16 protein-coding genes and 1 pseudogene are annotated in these 20,083 nt (G+C 45.3%); 15 read left to right on the plus strand and 2 right to left on the minus strand.

Annotation, left to right across the window (positions count from 1 at the left end; all coding sequences use genetic code 11):
* Positions 1-2: 2 nt before the first annotated feature.
* Entirely contained in the window at positions 3-317 is a 315-nt protein-coding gene (locus tag CW370_RS18905; protein ID WP_014476174.1) for a WXG100 family type VII secretion target, read from the minus strand.
* Positions 318-652: 335 nt separating this feature from the next.
* Between CW370_RS18905 and glvA the strand changes: the two genes are divergently transcribed.
* The 9 genes from glvA (at position 653) to CW370_RS18950 (ending at position 13,303) form a co-directional block, all read left to right on the plus strand.
* On the plus strand, positions 653-2,002 hold the full coding sequence (gene glvA / locus CW370_RS18910) for a maltose-6'-phosphate glucosidase (RefSeq protein WP_017696475.1): 1,350 nt from the start codon (positions 653-655) through the stop codon (positions 2,000-2,002).
* Positions 2,003-2,066: 64 nt separating this feature from the next.
* The gene (glvR, locus tag CW370_RS18915) at positions 2,067-2,831 is read left to right on the plus strand and encodes a MurR/RpiR family transcriptional regulator GlvR (RefSeq protein ID WP_014479189.1); all 765 of its coding nucleotides are present in this window, start codon (positions 2,067-2,069) and stop codon (positions 2,829-2,831) included.
* A 14-nt stretch (positions 2,832-2,845) separates the two neighbouring features.
* Positions 2,846-4,429 carry a PTS maltose transporter subunit IIBC gene (gene malP / locus CW370_RS18920; RefSeq protein ID WP_069703769.1) on the plus strand — a complete coding sequence of 528 codons (1,584 nt, stop codon included), beginning with the start codon at positions 2,846-2,848 and terminating at the stop codon, positions 4,427-4,429.
* A gap of 122 nt (positions 4,430-4,551) precedes the next feature.
* The gene (locus tag CW370_RS18925) at positions 4,552-6,885 is read left to right on the plus strand and encodes a peptidase G2 autoproteolytic cleavage domain-containing protein (protein WP_014479191.1); all 2,334 of its coding nucleotides are present in this window, start codon (positions 4,552-4,554) and stop codon (positions 6,883-6,885) included.
* Positions 6,886-7,299: 414 nt separating this feature from the next.
* Positions 7,300-9,021, plus strand: a complete 1,722-nt coding sequence (locus CW370_RS18930; protein WP_101169911.1) for an ABC transporter ATP-binding protein — start codon at positions 7,300-7,302, stop codon at positions 9,019-9,021.
* Positions 9,015-10,829, plus strand: a complete 1,815-nt coding sequence (locus CW370_RS18935) for an ABC transporter ATP-binding protein (RefSeq protein ID WP_042978122.1) — start codon at positions 9,015-9,017, stop codon at positions 10,827-10,829. Before CW370_RS18930 ends, CW370_RS18935 begins: the two co-directional genes overlap by 7 nt.
* 153 nt (positions 10,830-10,982) lie before the next feature.
* Positions 10,983-11,387, plus strand: a complete 405-nt coding sequence (gene catD, locus CW370_RS18940; protein ID WP_003244204.1) for a DoxX family oxidoreductase CatD — start codon at positions 10,983-10,985, stop codon at positions 11,385-11,387.
* A gap of 17 nt (positions 11,388-11,404) precedes the next feature.
* Entirely contained in the window at positions 11,405-12,262 is an 858-nt protein-coding gene (catE, locus tag CW370_RS18945) for a catechol 2,3-dioxygenase (protein WP_024572214.1), read from the plus strand.
* 96 nt (positions 12,263-12,358) lie between these two features.
* Positions 12,359-13,303, plus strand: coding sequence for an AraC family transcriptional regulator (locus CW370_RS18950; RefSeq protein WP_024572213.1), 945 nt, complete (start codon positions 12,359-12,361; stop codon positions 13,301-13,303).
* Positions 13,304-13,369: 66 nt separating this feature from the next.
* Here the strand turns inward: CW370_RS18950 and CW370_RS21630 are convergent.
* Positions 13,370-13,528: pseudogene (locus CW370_RS21630) on the minus strand (MFS transporter); the annotation flags it as partial.
* 146 nt (positions 13,529-13,674) lie between these two features.
* Here CW370_RS21630 and CW370_RS18960 point away from each other — a divergent pair.
* From CW370_RS18960 to lnrM, 6 genes are all read left to right on the plus strand, one after another.
* Complete coding sequence (locus CW370_RS18960; RefSeq protein ID WP_024572211.1) at positions 13,675-14,616, plus strand: sugar phosphate isomerase/epimerase family protein; 942 nt, start codon at positions 13,675-13,677, stop codon at positions 14,614-14,616.
* A 9-nt stretch (positions 14,617-14,625) separates the two neighbouring features.
* The gene (locus CW370_RS18965; protein ID WP_080263055.1) at positions 14,626-15,807 is read left to right on the plus strand and encodes a Gfo/Idh/MocA family protein; all 1,182 of its coding nucleotides are present in this window, start codon (positions 14,626-14,628) and stop codon (positions 15,805-15,807) included.
* 123 nt (positions 15,808-15,930) lie between these two features.
* Positions 15,931-17,133, plus strand: coding sequence for a sensor histidine kinase (locus CW370_RS18970; protein WP_024572983.1), 1,203 nt, complete (start codon positions 15,931-15,933; stop codon positions 17,131-17,133).
* Positions 17,130-17,792: a two-component system response regulator LnrK gene (gene lnrK / locus CW370_RS18975; protein WP_024572984.1), complete on the plus strand. Its 663-nt coding sequence runs from the start codon at positions 17,130-17,132 to the stop codon at positions 17,790-17,792. The genes CW370_RS18970 and lnrK overlap by 4 nt, the downstream gene beginning before the upstream one ends.
* A gap of 143 nt (positions 17,793-17,935) precedes the next feature.
* Positions 17,936-18,871 carry a linearmycin resistance ATP-binding protein LnrL gene (gene lnrL / locus CW370_RS18980; RefSeq protein ID WP_024572985.1) on the plus strand — a complete coding sequence of 312 codons (936 nt, stop codon included), beginning with the start codon at positions 17,936-17,938 and terminating at the stop codon, positions 18,869-18,871.
* An 11-nt stretch (positions 18,872-18,882) separates the two neighbouring features.
* On the plus strand, positions 18,883-20,073 hold the full coding sequence (gene lnrM / locus CW370_RS18985) for a linearmycin resistance permease LnrM (protein WP_024572986.1): 1,191 nt from the start codon (positions 18,883-18,885) through the stop codon (positions 20,071-20,073).
* Positions 20,074-20,083: the final 10 nt, after the last annotated feature.

A 20,083-nucleotide genomic window follows, 5' to 3' on the forward strand; every position in this document is an offset into this window, starting at 1 on the left:
GTTCACCTCCCGAGTTTATGTCTTTCCTCTCTTGCTTTACGCTCCAGTTCTTCCATTCTGGCAATTTCAGCTTTTCGTTCTTCTATTTTGACAGCGGCAGCCTTCAGCTCTTGGCTTGTTTCAAGCAGCTCCTGTTCGAATTGATCGTAGGCGGCTTTCGTTTCCTCGAAATCCTGGTCAAACGAATCTCTTGATTTGCCCTGCCAAGCATCTCCCAATGCAGATAACCGGGATTCAAGCAGCATTTTGGAGCTTCTGACCTCTTCTGCGGCCGCACTGTACTTGTTTGCCAGCTCAATGACTTTATATGAGTCCAACTTTTGTCCCCTGCCTTTTCTAAATTCACGCACAATTGGATGTTTTATATAAATGATTATAAATAATTCGGCATGTATCCGAATCGTACAAAAGAACCTTTTCATAAGAATTGGAAGGGCGTATATTCACTTAAAATTCACAGTTGGTGAGACTTTAAGATTACAAAAAAGGTAAAAAAACCAAATCTCTCAGACATAAGGCAAATGAGAAATTTCCCGCTCTATGGGAAAAAACACTAAAGTTGATCAAATGACCTAAGTGCGCCAAACGTGTTACGGGACGGGATATCTCGTGGTATAAATGGAATTGTAAACGTTATCAAGGAGGTCGTCATATGAAGAAAAAATCATTCTCAATCGTAATAGCGGGCGGAGGGAGCACTTTCACTCCAGGGATCGTACTCATGCTCTTGGACCATTTGGAGGAGTTTCCGATCAGAAAGCTGAAGCTGTATGATAATGATAAGGAGAGACAGGATCGAATTGCAGGCGCCTGTGACGTTTTTATCAGAGAAAAAGCGCCGGATATTGAATTTGCAGCGACGACTGACCCGGAAGAAGCTTTTACAGATGTCGATTTTGTTATGGCGCACATCAGAGTAGGGAAATACGCGATGCGTGCGCTTGATGAGCAAATTCCGTTAAAGTACGGAGTTGTCGGCCAGGAGACGTGCGGGCCGGGCGGGATCGCATACGGCATGCGTTCGATCGGCGGTGTGCTTGAAATATTAGATTACATGGAAAAATACTCGCCTGATGCGTGGATGCTCAATTATTCCAATCCGGCGGCAATTGTGGCTGAAGCTACGAGACGCCTTAGACCGAATTCTAAAATTCTCAATATCTGTGATATGCCGGTTGGGATCGAAGACCGGATGGCGCAAATTCTTGGCTTATCCTCAAGAAAAGAAATGAAGGTCCGCTATTACGGATTAAATCACTTCGGCTGGTGGACATCAATTCAGGATCAAGAGGGCAACGATTTAATGCCGAAGCTGAAGGAGCATGTATCTCAATACGGCTATATTCCGAAAACAGAGGCTGAAGCGGTGGAAGCGAGCTGGAATGACACATTCGCCAAAGCGCGTGACGTGCAGGCCGCAGATCCTGATACACTGCCGAATACGTATTTGCAATATTATTTGTTCCCGGATGATATGGTGAAAAAATCAAATCCGAATCATACGCGGGCAAATGAAGTGATGGAAGGGCGCGAAGCTTTTATTTTCAGCCAATGTGACATGATTACACGTGAGCAGTCCACAGAAAACAGCGAAATCAAAATCGATGACCACGCATCATATATCGTTGATCTTGCCCGGGCGATTGCCTACAACACAGGTGAAAGAATGCTGTTGATCGTTGAAAATAACGGCGCAATTGCGAACTTTGACCCGACTGCGATGGTCGAGGTTCCATGCATTGTCGGCTCAAATGGGCCTGAACCGATTACCGTCGGCACCATTCCGCAATTCCAAAAAGGGCTTATGGAGCAGCAGGTATCCGTTGAGAAGCTGACTGTTGAAGCGTGGGCGGAGAAATCGTTCCAAAAGCTGTGGCAGGCGCTAATCCTGTCAAAAACAGTGCCGAACGCGCGTGTGGCAAGACTCATTCTCGAGGATTTAATGGAGGCCAACAAAGGCTTCTGGCCTGAGCTTGATCAAAGCCCGACCCGTATATCATAACTGAAATTCCCCCATTTTCGAATCTGTAATTGTATATAATAGAAAGAAAATGGGGGGATCTGATATGCAGCTCGAAGAACTGATCAATCAGCACTACAGCAAATTGAATGACAACGATTTTCATATTTTAAAATATATATTGAATCATAAGCACACATGCTATCACCTTGGAATCGACGCGCTGGCCAAAGCTTGCAGTGTATCGCGTTCCTCAATTTTACGGCTTGCCCAAAAGCTCGGTTTCAGCGGTTACAGTGAATTTCGCGTCTTTTTAAAGTGGGAAGATCAGCCGGAAGAAGGCGAGAGTATGAGTTTTCAAAAGCTGCTTGATGATATTGAAGCAAATTTGAAGTTCTTACGGACAAAGGACATGACGGACATGTGCCAGCTAATTGATGAAGCGGACCGCATTTTCGTCTACGGTTCTGGAAATGCGCAAAAGATATGCGCTCGCGACCTGCAAAGAATGTTTATTCCGCGCCATCGCTATCTTATTTTAATTGAAGATACAAATGAATTTAATTTGATGCGCGATGATTTTAAAGTAAACGATCTGTTTATCATCATTTCTCTTTCCGGAGAAACACCGGAGCTGATTCCTCAGGCAAGAATGCTTTCTGCAAAGGGTATTCCCTTTATTTCCATTACGAATTTAAAAAACAATGTCCTCGCCCAGCTGACTCCGCATAATCTTTATGCGACAAGCAAACCTGTGACATTAAGCGATAAAACGGAAATTGTCGCTTTTGCACCGTTTTTTCTCGTTGGCGAAGCATTGTTCCGCGCATATGTTGATTACAAAGAGGCAGAAAAAAATGACAATGAGTAGCAGGGGGTTCTGGTATGATGCAAAAAATTCAGCGCTTTGGAAGCGCGATGTTTGTGCCTGTTTTATTATTCGCGTTCGCCGGCATTATCGTCGGTATCAGCACGCTCTTTAAAAATAAAACCCTCATGGGACCGCTCGCCGATCCTGACGGTTTTTGGTATCAGTGCTGGTATATCATTGAGCAGGGCGGCTGGACTGTCTTTAACCAAATGCCGCTCTTATTCGCCATTGGCATCCCGGTTGCTTTGGCGAAGAAAGCTCAGGCACGCGCTTGTTTGGAAGCGCTTACTGTCTACCTGACATTCAACTATTTTGTCAGCGCGATATTGACGGTATGGGGAGGAGCATTTGGCGTCGACATGAATCAAGAGGTCGGCGGAACGAGCGGATTAACGATGATTGCGGGCATAAAAACGCTCGATACCAACATTATCGGAGCCATCTTTATTTCTTCGATTGTCGTCTTTTTGCATAATCGCTATTTTGATAAAAAACTGCCCGATTTTCTCGGCATCTTTCAAGGCTCAACATATATCGTGATGATTTCCTTCTTTATTATGATCCCAATTGCCTTGGCTGTGTCTTATATTTGGCCGATGGTTCAATCGGGAATCGGCTCGCTTCAAAGCTTCCTGGTTGCTTCTGGGGCGGTGGGCGTTTGGATATACACGTTTTTGGAACGGATTTTAATTCCGACCGGCCTTCATCACTTTATTTACACGCCGTTTATTTATGGCCCGGCTGTAGCGGAAGGCGGGATCGTCACGTATTGGGCACAGCATCTCGGCGAATATTCGCAAAGCGCCAAACCGCTGAAGGAGCTCTTTCCGCAAGGCGGATTCGCGCTTCACGGCAACTCGAAAATCTTCGGTATTCCGGGTATCGCCCTGGCTTTTTATGTGACAGCCAAAAAGGAAAAGAAAAAACTCGTCGCAGGGCTGCTGATTCCTGTCACACTGACAGCGATTGTCGCCGGTATTACAGAGCCGATTGAGTTTACGTTCTTATTCATTTCACCTTTCTTATTTGCGGTTCACGCCGTGCTTGCCGCCACAATGTCGACAGTTATGTATATGGCCGGCGTCGTCGGAAATATGGGAGGCGGACTGATTGAGGCGGTGACCTTGAACTGGATTCCGCTCTTTGGCAGCCACGGTATGACATATGTGTATCAAATTTTGATCGGGCTCTCGTTTACAGCAATTTATTTTTTCGTCTTCAGATTTTTAATCCTCAAATTCAATATCGCTACACCAGGACGGGAAAAGGATGAACAGCAGGAAACAAAGCTATATTCGAAAAAGGAATACAGAGAACGAAAAAACAAGGATGAAACGGCCTCCGCTGCTGAAACGGCAGATGACACCGCTTTTCTGTATATTGAAGCGCTGGGCGGAAAAGGCAACATCACTGAAGTCACAAACTGCGCCACCCGCCTCAGAGTCAGTGTCAAGGACGAAACAAAGGTTGAACCCGACAGCGTATTCCGCGCGCTTGGCGCACACGGCGTCGTCAGGAACGGGAAGGCGTTTCAGGTGATTATCGGATTAAGCGTACCGCAGATGCGGGAGCGTGTGGAAAAATTACTGAATGAATAGTCAAAATTATTTTATCTTGCGCTGTTTAAAGACAGCGCTTTTTTGTTTGTCATACGTTTGCCACTTATAAGTGCAAGGGATGTTATGTTTCTTAAAAACTGAAACCAATAGGGGGAGTAAAAATGGAAAATTATACAACGTTTTTAGGTCTTTACAAACCTGAAAGCACTGAAAGTATTGAAATTGATTCCAAGCTTGCCGAGAATTTCGAAACGATTGATAGTAAAATTGGGATTGCATTAAGTAATGGAATAACAACTTTTGAAAACTTAAATGAAAGACTCAAAATGTATGAGAACAGATTTGAGTACCTTGATGAACGAAACGTAATGGATTATGGAGCTAAAGGAGACGGGGTCACAGATGATACGCAAGCATTTCATGATGCGATGGCCGAAGGCGGTTATCTCATAAAAGTCCCTGCAGGCGTATTTAGGGTATCTGGCTTGCTCGTTCCTTCGAATACAATGCTGGTTGGAGCGGGTAAAAAAAGGACCATCATCAAGTTATTAGACGATACGCCAGTTGGTCACTCTGTACTCACCAATAGTGATCATACAAATGGTAATGAAAATATCTACATTGGACATTTGACACTGGACTGGAATAAAGATACGCGTCCTGCTGGATGGAAGATCCCTAAGGGGCCCACTTCAAGCTGCTTGCTTTTTGCAAATGTGGATTACTCTTTTGTAGAGCATGTTTTTGCAAAAAATGCCGGCCTTCACGGGTTTGATGCTACAAGCCCTAATTATAACAGACACGGAGAAAATGATGATCCTACCTTTTATCAGCCTGGTGGCTGCAACTTTGTAACCTTCTCATATTGCGAAGCAACAGGCTCTGGCGATGATAATTTCACATGTCACTTTGGAAAGCATACGACTTTTAGTCATTGTCTTTCTTACCATCCGATGGGGTTAAATGATGGGTCTTCAAATACAAACTGTTTTGAAATCGATGATGGCTCTCAGGATGTAATGGTTGATAGCTGCATCGCAATTGGAGGAGTTCGAGGATTTGAAATTAAAGCTCATGATTATGCTCCGGCTGCAAAAAGAGTTCAACTTGTGAACTGCCGTGCCTATGAAAATGCAATTAGTTTTTGCATTCGGCATATAGGACACCACACAGCAAGTGATCCTCAATCAGCATCAGCTCATGACGTTCAGCTGGCTAACTGTATCGCATATAACCCTAAGCCGAGTGATCTGTACAAAGGGGCAGGGCCGAATGCATTGCAAATTTCAGGTTACGATGGCGTCAATGTGGTTAATTTTCATGCTATATGCGATGATTCCTCCATTAACTATAAGGGAAATTCAGTCGTAAGCGTGTATTATAAAGGGCGTCTAATCAATTTAAAGAATATAACGATTCGAGGATTTAAAACTGCTGATAATGATCTTTATATTGTAGGTGGCGACAATTCTGTCGGCAAGGTAATGATTGATGGTGTGACATTGATCGATTCAGCCGAAAAGGGTGTTGTTTTTGGGAGCGGTATGTACGAATCTGTAGTTAGTAATGTATGGGGGCAAAGATCGCCTAAAAATAACAGTGGTACAGTTGGGATTTTTTCTGTTGACCCTGATCTTAATGTTTCTAATTGTGACTTTTCAGGCTACGAAACAGATTTTAAGATTGGCGGCGTCGTGACGCCGTACTTTTTGTTTAAACATAAAGGAAGCGGGATTATTGGCTCTCGTGATTCCCACGCTACTGGAAATAATAATTTTGTAGCTGGATCTGTTCGAAGCAGAGCAACTGGGGCTGCTCAATCTTCTGTGATAGCCTCATATAATACGATCAATCCGAACTCAGACTCAGTTGCTCTAGGATGGGCAAGTGGGAGCACACCATCCTCATCAAACAGAAAGATAGAATTTCATGCAAAAGATGGAACGATTAAGGCTTCAGGAAGCATAAAAAGTTCCCAAACGTTCTCGGATTACGCTGAATATTTTGAGAGCCTAAGCGGTGAAAAAATTCCGGCAGGAACCCTAGTTACTTTGGAGGGTGATAAAATTAGACCTGCAAAAAAAGGTGACTTTATGCTTGGAGTTATTTCTGAAACAGCTGGTGTGATACTTGGTGAGTCAAGCTTCCATTGGTCTGGAAGATACCTGAAGAATGATTTTGGCGGGTATATTTATGAAAAACAGAAAGATGCCAATGGCCAAATCGTCATGGCGCCTATGGAAAACCCTGATTATAAGCCAGATAAGAACTATGCCTCTAGGGAAGAGAGGGATGAATGGAATGTTGTGGGCCTTGTAGGACAGGTTTATGTAAGATGCGACAGCACAGTAGAAGCCGGAGACTTTATTCAAGCGCATAACAACGGAATTGCTACAAAAACGGTATCTCCTAAACAAAGGTGGCAGGTCATGAGAGTCATCAAAGAGTTCGACAAAAGTAAGGGATATGGAGTGGTTTTAGTTTTTATTCGGTAACATTAAAATGTACAGATTCTAAATAGAGTGCTTAACAATGCACTCTATTTAGAGTTTTAATTAGATTTTAGAAATTTTCCACCGCATTTTTATCAGATTATATTCCTCGCAAAAAGGTCTTCGTTTTAAAATTTATCTTTTTCATTATTCCTACGGTTCCAGCAATCTTCCTAATTTATCTAAGTCTATCCAGCGCCTCAACTTTAGTAGAGTAAAATCTTTGATATTTTTTAATGAACGCAGATCAGCAGTGAATAGCTCTCGAATAAAAGATAAAGTGATTTTGGTTATCGATAAATTCAGTGCTTTTCTATGCTTTCATAACACTTCATGACAGTAAAATTCTTTCATCAAGCCTTATAAACAATTAAAATAAAAAGTACATATTGCTAAAAGGGGTTTGGAGGCTTTTACATGCAAAAGGCTTTGTCGTTTTTAAAACCATATTCATTGCTGGCGGGAATTGCTCTGATTCTTATGTTGACGGAGCTTGCAGTTGAACTGATGCAGCCTTTATTGATTGCAAAAATCATCGACGATGGGATATTGAAGCAAGATCTGCGGCTTGTATGGATATGGGGCGCGGTCATGATCGGGCTGACCGTGTTATCCTTTGCGGCGGGGATGCTGAATTCCTTTTATGCCGCCCATGTCAGCCAAAGCTTTTCCTATGATACGAGAAAAGGGCTTTTTCAAAAAATCCAGTCCTTCTCCTATTCCACATTTGGACAGTTTTCGTCCTCTTCTTATATTACAAGGCTGACAAACGACGTCACACAGGTTCAAAATATGATTTTTATGAGTTTGCGGTTTATGCTGCGGGCTCCCTTAATGATTGCAGGCGGCATTGTGCTGTCGCTTGCCGTTAATGTGAAACTCGGCTTTTTTCTGCTTGTGACCATTCCGATCCTGATCTTGTTTTTGCTGTGGGTATTAAGGAAAGGCGGGGCACTGTTCCGCTCAGTGCAGAAAAGGCTGGATCAAGTGAACACCATCATGCAGGAAAATTTAATCGCAATCAAGCTGATCAAAGCGTTGCTTCGCGGCAGCCACGAAGTCAAACGATTTATCAAAGCCAACACAAGGCTGATGGAAAAAACGGTTTCGGCCTTTCAGCTTGTGGAATTCACGATGCCTGTACTGATGCTGCTGATGAATCTCTGCATCCTTTTGATTTTGTGGGCGGGGTCCTACAGTATTACGAGCGGAAGCACTCAGGTCGGCGATGTTGTTGCGATAATTAACTACGCAACACGAATTACAGGCGCGCTTTCGATGTTTCCGTTTTTGATTATGATTTTCACCAGGGCGAAGGCTTCAGGGGATAGAATCGGCGAGGTGCTTGAAACAGAAGGCGATGAGCGGGAGGAAGGCATCATATCTGATCGTTTGTCAGGACGGATTGAGTTTCAGCATGTATCCTTTCGCTATCCTGAAATGGACAGAGAAGCGCTCAGGAATGTCTCGTTTTCCGCAAAGCCAAGAGAAACGATCGCGATTCTCGGTGCGACGGGCTCGGGCAAGTCCACGCTTTTTCAGCTCATTCCGCGGCTTTATCAGCCGGATTCAGGCTGCATTTACATAGATGAAAAGCCGGTTCAAGATTTTCCGGCTGAAGGGCTGCGCAGGCAAATTGGATATGTACCGCAGGAAGTCCTCTTGTTTTCCGGCACAATCAAAGAAAACATCGCTTGGGGCAAAGAAAATGCTTCACTAGATGAAATAATGGATGCGGCCAAACATGCGCAAATTCATGAAACGATTTTGAAGCTCCCAAATGGATATGACACTGTTTTGGGGCAAAGAGGCGTCAACCTGTCCGGCGGCCAAAAGCAGCGAATTTCCATTGCGCGGGCGCTGATTCGAAAACCGGCTATCCTTCTTTTAGATGACAGCACAAGCGCGCTTGACCTGCAAACGGAGGCGAAGCTGCTTGAAGCAATCAGCACATACCATTGCACAACTTTGATCATTACACAAAAAATGACCACGGCGATGAAAGCTGATCAGATTTTGCTGCTTGAGGACGGCGAACTGATTGAAAAAGGCACTCACAGTGTGCTGCTTTCTGAATCTCAGTTATACAAGCGCATTTACGAGTCACAATTCGGAAGGGAGGGGAGCGAGTCATGCTAAAAGACATCCGCAAGCCTTTCCAATATCCCAAACTGCCAATTGACAAAAAAGAAGGCGCGAAAAAGCGGGCGAAAGCAAAGGATACAAAGGGCACACTGAGACGAATCTGGTCTTACTTGGCTGAAAGAAAAGGACTGCTCATACTTGTCATGCTGATGGTTGTCATCAGCGCCATATTCGGGCTCCTTGGCCCCTTTGTGATCGGAAAGGCCATCGACCATTTTATCGTCGGGAAAACGGTCAGCGGCTTGATTCCCGTTTTGCTTCTTCTGCTCGCTATCTATATCATTCAGTCTCTGTCGCTTTGGTTTCAAAACTATTGGATGATTACGATCTCGCAGGGCACGGTTTTCAGAATGAGAAGCGAATTGTTCACCCATCTGCATGAGCTGCCGATTCCATTTTTTGATAAACAGCGGCACGGCGAGCTGATGAGCCGGGTGACGAATGACATCGAAAATGTCAGTTCTACCTTAAACACGTCAGTCATTCAAATTTTGTCAAGCGTGATCACCTTTGTCGGGACGATTGCGGTGATGCTGTACATGAGCCCGCTCCTTACATTGATTACGCTGACCATTATTCCGGTGATGGCAGCGAGCCTGAAATGGATCACCAACCGAACGGGAAAGCTGTTTAAAGAACAGCAGAAAAACCTTGGTGATCTGAATGGGTATATTGAGGAATCTGTTTCAGGCGCAAAGGTCATCAAAGCATATTCACGTGAGAAGCAGATTACTGCTGAATTTCTCGAAAAAAACGCTGCACTCAAGACGTCGGGCTTTTGGGCGCAGACGATTTCCGGGTTTATCCCGAAGGTCATGAACTCTTTGAATAACTTAAGTTTTACAATGATTGCGGCAATCGGCGGTTTGTTTGCGCTGAAAGGCTGGATCTCGATCGGCTCCATCGTCGTCTTTGCCGAGTATTCAAGACAATTTACACGCCCTTTAAACGATCTGGCCAACCAGTTTAATACGATGCTGTCCGCAATCGCCGGCGCTGAACGGGTGTTTGACGTGCTTGATGAAAAAGAAGAGCGCGAGGATGAAAAGAACGCCGTGCATCAGCCCATCCAAACAGGCAGCATTGAATTCCGGGATGTGTCCTTCGGTTACGATAAAGGGCAGCAGACGCTGAAGCATTTACAGTTTACCGTGCCTGCCGGGCAGTCCATCGCGTTTGTCGGGCCGACGGGGGCGGGGAAGACAACCGTCACTAACCTTCTCGCCCGTTTTTACGAGCCTAACGAAGGAAAAATTTTAATCGACGGTACAGATATTAAAACCCTTACTAGAGCAAGCCTCAGAAAAAACATGGGGTTTGTTCTTCAGGATTCTTTCTTATTTCAGGGAACGATCAGAGAAAACATTCGCTATGGCAGGCTCGATGCTTCTGATCAGGAAGTCGAAGCCGCTGCAAAAACAGCAAATGCCCATAGCTTTATTGAAAGGCTGCCAAAAGGGTATGACACCGTGCTGACGCAAAACGGTTCGGGCATCAGTCAAGGACAGAAGCAGTTGATTTCTATAGCGCGGGCGGTGCTTGCCGATCCGGTTCTTCTCATTTTGGATGAAGCGACAAGCAACATTGATACCGTAACAGAAGTCAACATTCAAGAAGCGCTCGCCCGTTTAATGGAAGGAAGAACAAGCGTCATCATTGCCCACAGGCTGAACACCATTCAAAGAGCGGACCAGATTGTGGTGCTAAAAGACGGTGAAATGATTGAAAAAGGCAGCCATGACGAGCTGATTCGGCAAAAAGGATTTTACAGTGACTTATATGAAAGCCAATTTGAGAAATAGACCTTTGTCCTGCACAGAGGTCTTTTTTGTTACAGATTTATAGTACTTTTATTTCATTTTCGTAAAATGTAACAAAATTACTTGACGTAAACAAGTTATGTATATATACTAGCTTACATTAAGTAAGTGATAACATTTATCAAGGAGGATAAAATGAATAAATCATTTGAAATTGGCACATTACTTTTAAGAGTTATTACAGGTATTATCTTTTTTGTTCACGGTTTATCAAAGTTTCAGGGAATGGAGGGCACCATCCAATTTTTCGGCAGCATAGGCCTTCCAAGCTTTATGGCGTATGTCATCGCAGCGATTGAACTCATTGGCGGAGTGCTTGTCTTCTTCGGATTGGCTACACGTATTGTCGGTGTACTGTTCGCTCTTACACTGATCGGCGCCATCATCACTGTTAAGCTGAAAGCGCCATTCATGGGCAATGCAGAATTTGATTACCTTCTGCTTTTGACATCCATTCACCTGGCGCTTACTGGAAGTCGATTCCTGGCGCTGGACCCATTTGTGTTTAAAGGAAAAAAGAACGGAAACGTTTCAGCATAAGAAAAGAGGCATGCAGCATGACCAGCATTCATGAGGATACACACATTGGCTATGCCAAACTCACAATTCGCAGTCTGGAGCGTTCGCTTCAGTTCTACTGTAACGTCATCGGTTTTCAAGTCTTAAAAAAGACGGATCGCCAAGCGGAATTAACGGCTGACGGGAAACGCGTACTGCTTATTCTTGAAGAAAATCCGAGCGCTGTCGTCTTGCCTGAACGGTCTGTGACAGGCCTTTATCACTTTGCGATTCTTCTTCCGGACAGGAAAGAACTTGGGATCGCGCTCGCACGCCTGATTGAACACGGCATTGCTATCGGACATGGAGACCATGCTGTCAGCGAAGCGCTCTACCTGTCTGATCCTGACGGAAACGGCATTGAAATGTACGCTGACCGCCCCCGCAGCACGTGGCAGCGTGATCGGGAAGGAAACTACGTCATGACGACAACCGCTGTTGACATTGAGGGCCTTCTGGAAGAGGCAGGAGATGAGCGGAAAACATCGCTTCCAAACGATACAATCATCGGACACATTCATCTGCATGTCAGTGATTTGAAAGAAGCAAAGGCGTTTTATACAGATGTACTGGGCTTTGACATTGTCGGAAACTATGCGGGCATGTCCGCCCTCTTCGTTTCAGCCGGGGGGTACCACCATCATATCGGCTTAAACATTTGGGCGGGAAGAAATGCGCCGCCTAAACCGACAAATGCCAGCGGACTAGACTATTACACTGTTGTCCTGCCTCACCAAGAGGAGCTGGATTTAGTGGCAAACCGAGTCAAACATGCCGGGTATTCGATTGAAGAGACGGAAAACAGCTTTCGTGTGAAAGACCCTGTTTCCGGCGCCTATATTACATTTTTGATTTAACTGCAATCCCCTTGCCGAAAAAACGGCAGGGGGATTTTTTATTTTTGTCCGCCTTGTTATGATGAGAGAACCACCAACTTGTTAGGAGGCGTTTACATGGAACTCGATCACCTTGTGACAGGCAAAATCGCTTTAAATCAGTATGTGCATCGCTTAGAGCAAAAGGATGTTTCATTTTACGTCCATTATTGGGGAGCAATGACGAATCACTATAACACACTGCTTCATAAGCATTCCTTTTATGAAATTTGTTACGTGGTAAGAGGTGAAGGATATTATCTTGAAGGCGATCGTACATATCCGCTTCGGGAACAGACGATTTTTTTGTCAAAGCCGGATCATTTGCACCAAATCAAAAGTGAAACAGGACTGTTCATTTTTTATGTCGCTTTTGAGCTGAGTGAGGATCAATCAAGCGCTGAATGGATCAACGTGATGGAAGAAGTGAAACAAAGCCCCCTTGTCACAGTGCAAATAAAAGATGGCGAACCTCCGGGCATTCTTTGGAAAACGTTAATGCTGCAAGCAGCTCAGTCAGTCAATGCTTTTGACAAAGAGATCCTATCCCAATTGTCGCACGCATTGATCCTGTCATTAATCCAAACCTTTCTCCCGTCCGCCCGCCGCCCGAAAAACAAGCAGCTCATTCAAAGCTCATCTGCTTTGCTGACGGAGGTCAAACTGCACATTAAAGACAATCTGTCACAGCCGTTAAAGCTGACGGATGTCGCCGGCCATTTTCATATCTCAGGCAGGCACTTATCACGTTTATTTGCAGCAGAACTGGGTGTCAGCTACTCCGAGTTTGTCCAAAATGAAAAAATCAATAAAGCCGCCGCGCTGCTGAAGTCAACGAATCTATCGATAAAGGAAATAGCAGAAGAAATAGGATTCTCTGTACATTATTTTACACGCGTATTTTCTGCCAAAATCGGCAGCTCTCCAGGGCTTTTCCGTTCCCTTTATAAAGACTCAAAAATGACCGCATTTCAAATCAATAAGCCTTTTCAAAAAATCGAACAGGCCGAGCCGCACGAATAAGATGTCCTGAAATGACAAAATAATGTCTCCATATGATAAAGACGCGAGAAATCTTGTTGTCTTATAATTTTTTAAGAAAGCGGTTTCTGTTTGAAAACCGGCTTTTCTTAAAATTTCTGTCCCATAGTACATGATCGAATTGACATCGGTAATTTGCTGTACGATGGCGATTCCGATCTCAGTAAATAGCATGCGCCTGATCTACGGCTCTTGAAAATCTTTAAAAATATGTGCCTGAGACGAAAGGGCGGTCACTTGAACAGCTTTAGCATTCATTTCGCCAATATGAATATGGCCGGCAAGTTGATCAGGACATGCCGAATCAATCGACTCACTTATCGTAATCTGCAGATATGAGGAGGAATCTATCGATGAAACTATCTTATGTCACAGACAGCCTAGGGCATTTGCCTTTTGAAGACATGCTCGATTTTGCCGCAAAGCTTGGGATCGATACACTTGAAATGACAACCGGGGGCTGGTCGCCGGCACCTCACTTGAATCTTGATGAACTGCTGCAAAGCAGCGAAAAAAGAAAAGAATTTTCACAAGCGCTGGAAAAGCGGAACATGACACTTTGCGCATTAAACTGCTCGGGGAACCCTTTAGATCCGGGTGAATTGGGCAAATCGCACAGAGACATAACTGACAAAACGATGGAGCTGGCTGGATTATTAGGCGTCAAAAAAGTGATCATGATGAGCGGTTTGCCAGCCGGCAGCCCGGACGACAAAGTGCCGAACTGGATCACATACACAGTAAGCTGGCCTCCCGTTTTAAAAGATATCCTCAACTATCAATGGGAAGACGTTGCGATTCCATATTGGAAGAAGCTTGTCAAAAAAGCGGGGGCCTGCGGCGTAGAAAAAATAGCGCTTGAGAACTTCAGCTCTCAATTAGTCTATAACCCTGAGACTCTCTTTCGACTCAGAAAAGCGGTCGGCCCGCTGGTCGGTTTGAATCTTGACCCGAGCCATTTATTATGGATGGGCGCAGACCCGATCATCGCAGCAAGGGAGCTCGGCTCAGCCATTCACCATGTCCACGGGAAAGATGTCAGAATTGAAAGATATTTATCAGCGGTCAACGGACTTTTAGAAACAAAAGAAGTGACAGATCCTGCAAACCGGGCGTGGAATTACGTAGCTGTCGGTTGCGGACAGGATTTACAGTGGTGGAAGGAATTTTTTTCAGTTGTAAAAATGATGGGATATGATGATGAGGTTTCTTTAGAAATGGAGGATCTGACGATGTCACCTGAAGCGGGCATCCGCACTTCTGTAGAAGCATTAAAACAAACCATCAGCCAATAGGAGGTTTTCATGATGATAAATGGAGAAAGAATCATCTCCAAGCCGCTGCGCTGGGCAATGGTAGGCGGCGGACGGCTTAGCCAGGTTGGGTATAAACATCGTACTGGAGCGCTGAGAGACAATACTGCTTTTCAATTAACTGCCGGCGCTTTTGATATCGATGCCGAAAGAGGAAAAGACTTCGGGATGAACCTTGGAGTGGATGCGGAACGCTGTTATCCCAACTATCAAACCATGTTTGCCGAGGAAGCGAAAAGACAGGATGGCATAGAGGTAGTATCGATTGCCACTCCGAACGGCACTCATTATGAGATTTGTAAGGCGGCGCTTGAAGCAGGACTGCATGTCATCTGTGAAAAACCGCTGTTCTTCACTTCAGCAGAGGGTTATGAAATCAAAGCGCTCGCAGAGAAAAAAGGGAAAATTGTCGGCGTGACGTACGGTTTTTCAGGCAATCAAATGCTTCTTCAAATGCGTGCGATGATTGAACAAGGAATGATCGGCGATATTCGGGTGGTTGACTTGCAGTACACACACGGTTTTTGTGCAACAGATGAAGGTGAAAAGATAAGCGCTGCACAGAAATGGCGTGTCGACCCTGCGATCGCCGGGCCAAGCTTTGTACTGGGCGATTTATCTACCCACACGTATTATATGTCACAGCTTATTATGCCAAAGATGAAAATTAAAGAGCTGCTGTGTGACCGACAGAGCTTCGTCGGCAGCCGCGCACCGCTAGAGGATAATGCCCATGTGCTGATGCATTATGAAAATGGAGCGGTCGGAACGATGTGGGCATCGTCAATCAATGCCGGATGTATGGATGGCCATAGAATCCGGATTGTCGGCTCAAAGGCAAGCATTGAGTGGTGGGACAGCATGCCAAATGAACTGACGTATGAAGTGCAGGGAGAGCCGGGCCAGACACTCATTCGCGGCATGCCGTATTTAGATGATGTGTGCAGCGCCGATGAACGACTGGGCGCCTTACACAGCGAAGGGCTGTCCGAAGCATGGGCCAATATTTATCTTAAATTTGCCATTGCGATAGACGCCAAAAACCGTGAAGAGGAAGAAAGCTTGAACAACTTGGTTTATCCTGACATTGATGCAGGGATCGAGGGCATTCGCTGGATTGAGAACTGCGTACGCTCGGCAAACCAAGGGTCAGTATGGGTTGAATTTAAATAAATGAGGGGATGCGTCGCATATGACATAAAGTTCATATGCGGTTTTTATTTTCCAGAAACTCCTGTCAAAAATGCCCTGAGGCAGGTATGATAAGAAGGGAATTGGGTATCGGGAGTGATGAGCGTGAAGGCTCTTTTATTTACTAGGATTTTCACCTTAATGGTAAGCTGTTCGGTTTATTTTTTCCTTGTAAAGGACGACAGCTGGTTTGAGTATTTGTTCATCGCTTGCGGTGCAAGTGTATTCTTAGCAAATCATCTCTTATTAAGGGTACAGAGATATGCGATTATTTTTTGCCTGATTGATATTGCAGTTGGCTTTTCGTTCGGTTTCATGTTTCCGGGTACAGGTTTATATATTACCTTGCTCAGCCCGGTTGCAGTTACCTTTTTTCTGAAGGGGTTTGACCGAAAAACTGTATGGTCCGTTCTTTGTTTTTGTTTTATGATGTGGCTGATTGTTCTATTACGCACGTATCATATGCTTGGCGGTGAATATGTGATGGATCATTGCATCAGCATGACATTCGTTGTCTTCTGTGGTGTCGTCGGCAAATTAATCCGAAAGCTGACGGATGCGCAGGAAACGGCAAAACAGCAGTACCGGGAACTGACAGAATCCCACTTGGCGCTGTCTTCCGCACATCAGGAGCTGCATTTATATGCGAAGCAGGTTGAAGAGCTGACCGCCATTTACGAGCGGAACAGAATGGCGCGGGAAATCCATGATACAGTGGGGCATAAAATGACGGCCCTTCTCGTCCAGCTGCAGCTTTTGCGTGAATGGCAAAAAAGAGACAGCCAAAAAGCGGATGAGACAGTAGGTGTCTGTGAAACACTTGCCCGTGAAGCGCTTGATGATGTCCGCTTATCAGTACGCACTCTGCAAACTGAAAACGATCCTTCGCTAATCGAATCGCTGAAACAGCTGACAGAGGACTTTTGCAAAAATGCAGGAGTCACAACAGAATTTGCGGTCAGCGGTGATCCTGCAATCATCCCGCTGTCTCTCCATCCGACCCTGATCAGAACGGTGCAGGAAGCACTGACCAATGCCAAACGGCACGGCGGCGCCACAGCTTGTTCGATACAGCTTGCCTGCACAACGGACAGCATCAGCCTTGTCATTAAGGATGACGGAAAAGGCAATCCCGAAGCGGCACTTGGCTTTGGCCTCTTGAATATGAAAAAGCGGGCAGCGGAACATGGCGGAACGATCCGCTTTGAAAGCGAACGGGATCAAGGATTTACTGTAATCGCCGAATTTTCACTTGCCAATAAAAAATGGAGCTTCAGGCCCGTGCAGCAGAAGGAGAGTTTATCATGATTAAGATCATCATTACCGACGATCAGGATATCGTCAGAGAAGGGCTGGCATCCCTGCTCCAGCTCAGAGAAGAGCTCGATGTGATCGCAACGGCGCGAAACGGACAGGAAGCCTTCGAAAAGGCGAAAGAGCTGGAGCCGGATATCGTGTTAATGGACATCCGCATGCCGGTTTCCAACGGGGTGGAGGGAACAAAATTAATCACAAGCTCGCTGCCCGGCGTAAAGGTTTTGATGCTGACAACCTTTAAGGATTCAGCGCTGATTGCTGAAGCGCTTGAAGAAGGAGCAAGCGGGTATCTGCTGAAGGATATGTCGGCAGATACGATTGTAAAAGCGGTGATGACTGTTCATTCTGGCGGAATGGTGCTTCCGCCGGAATTGACTGCCCAAATGCTGAATGAATGGAAGCGTGAAAAACAGCTGAAAGGAATAAATGAGATAGAAAAACCTAACGAGCTGCTCGACCTGACCGAGCGCGAAATCGAAGTTCTGGCTGAGCTGGGGTACGGGCTGAATAACAAAGAAATTGCCGAAAAGCTTTTCATTACAGAAGGCACAGTCAAAAACCACGTTTCAAATATTATCAGCAAGCTGGCTGTCAGGGACAGAACCCAAGCCGCCATTTACTCGGTCAGATATGGTGTATCTGTCTTTTGACATATGACGTTTTGCATATACGCTTCTCTGAAAAGGCCTTTTACAGGCCTTTTTTTCATGCCCTATGTTCTATCTGCCGCTACATGCCGCACGCCTTTCTTTCTTCTACAATGGCAATGGATCAAAAAAAGGAGTGAGACGACGTGCTGCAAGCAGAAAACATCAAAAAGGCATATGGAAAAAAAACAATCGTGAAAGGTATTTCTTTTTCCCTTCAAAAGGGGGAGTCGTTCGGTCTGCTCGGGCCAAACGGTGCGGGGAAATCCACAACCATTTCGATGATTTCCGGCCTTGTACCGCATGACAGCGGGAACATCACGGTGGGCGGCTATGTCATCGGAAAAGAAACGGCCAAAGCGAAACAAAAAATCGGCATTGTTCCGCAGGAAATTGCATTATATCCGACGCTGACGGCTCATGAGAATCTTATGTTTTGGGGGAAAATGTACGGACTTACGCACGGTGAGGCCAAAAAAAGATCGGCTGAGGTCCTTGAATATGTCGGTCTGACTGAGCGGGCTAAAGATAAGATTGAAACGTTCTCCGGGGGGATGAAACGAAGAATCAACATCGGTGCGGCTTTAATGCATAAGCCCGAGTTGCTGATTATGGATGAACCGACTGTCGGTATTGACCCTCAATCGAGAAATCACATTTTAGAAACGGTCAAACAGCTCAACGAAACGGGCATGACGGTGATCTATACGAGTCATTACATGGAAGAGGTTGAGTTTTTATGCGACCGGATCGGGATAATTGATCAGGGGGAAATGATTGCGATTGGCACAAAAACTGATTTGTGCAGCCGCCTTGGAGGCGATACCATCATTCAGCTCACGGTCAGCGGGATCGATGAAGCGTTTCTTTTGGCGATCCGTTCCCTGGCTCATGTGAATGATGTAACAGTCCAGGAGTCAGAGCTCAAAATCGACATTTCTGCGGCTCATCATGAGAAAGTCGTCACCAGTCTGCTTGCTGAAGCCGCTGCTCATCATATAAACCTGCTGTCTCTTCAGGTGCAGGAACCGAATCTGGAGCGCCTGTTTTTGAATCTGACCGGCCGCACGTTGCGGGATTAGGAGGGACGGCCATGAAAAAAAGCATATGGATCGCATGGAAAGATGTCAAAATCAGAATCACGGACAGAAAAGGGTTTATGATGCTTATCCTAATGCCGCTGCTCCTAACCTGTATTTTAGGCGCGGCGCTCGGATCAGTTGTTGACGGAGGCAGCGGGATTGATGAAATCAAAGTCGGCTACGTTCAACCAGATCAGTCAGATGCAGCGAACATGTTTACGAAAGATGTGCTTAAAAAAATAAAGTCAATAAAGGTCACAAAAGCCGGCAGCGAAGACAAGATGAAAAAACTGATTGATGAAAAGAAAATTGATGTAGGTATCGTCATCCCGAACCATTGGGAAGCCGGCAAAACCTCAGCTGTTGTTTATGCCGCTCCTGATCAAACATTGAAAAGTTCCATCATCGAAACAGCTGCAAGCTCTTTTATAGAACAATATAAAGCGGTAAAGGAAGCCGCGTCAGCCTCAATGGACTACATCAGCAAAACGGAAGCTGTAAAGCAAGGAAAACTTGATCCTGCACAGTTTGCAGAAAAGCTGGCAAAGACGCTTGAAAAAGAAACAGGTGACAAGCTGACTATTGCAGAAAAATCTGTCGGCAGCAAGGCCGTTACCAGTTTTCAATACTATTCGGCGGCAATGCTTTGCATGTTTATGCTGTTTCATATGACAGTCGGGGCGAAATCGTTTTTACAGGAAAAGGATACGGAGACGCTTGCCAGAATGCTGATGACGCCTGCGCAAAAATCCGTCATTCTCTTCGGAAAATGGCTTGGGACGTATCTGTTTGCTATCATGCAATTTTTCATATTTCTGATCGTCACAATCAATGCATTTGGTGTGGACTGGGGAGGTAATCTGCTGTTTGTGAGTGTACTCGGGCTTTCTTACGCCGCCGCTGTATCTGGCATTTCAATGCTGCTTGCGTCGTGCATCAGCGATATGAAATCTGCAGATGCGATAGGCGGCTTCGGTATTCAATTGCTTGCGGTTCTCGGCGGGTCCATGCTGCCGCTGTATCAATTTCCGGACGTCTTGCAGTCTGTATCCAAAGCGGTGCCAAATCGCTGGGCGCTTGACGGCTTTCTTTCTTTAATGGAAGGAGGAGGCTGGGCTGACCTTCAAAAGCCTGTGCTTCTTTTTGCGGCGATCGGCCTTTGTTCACTTGTAATTGGTATCAGACGGCTTCATACAAGATAAGGAGGGTACA

The sequence above is a fragment of the Bacillus sp. SN32 genome, from assembly GCF_002837495.1.
Lineage (GTDB): Bacteria > Bacillota > Bacilli > Bacillales > Bacillaceae > Bacillus > Bacillus subtilis.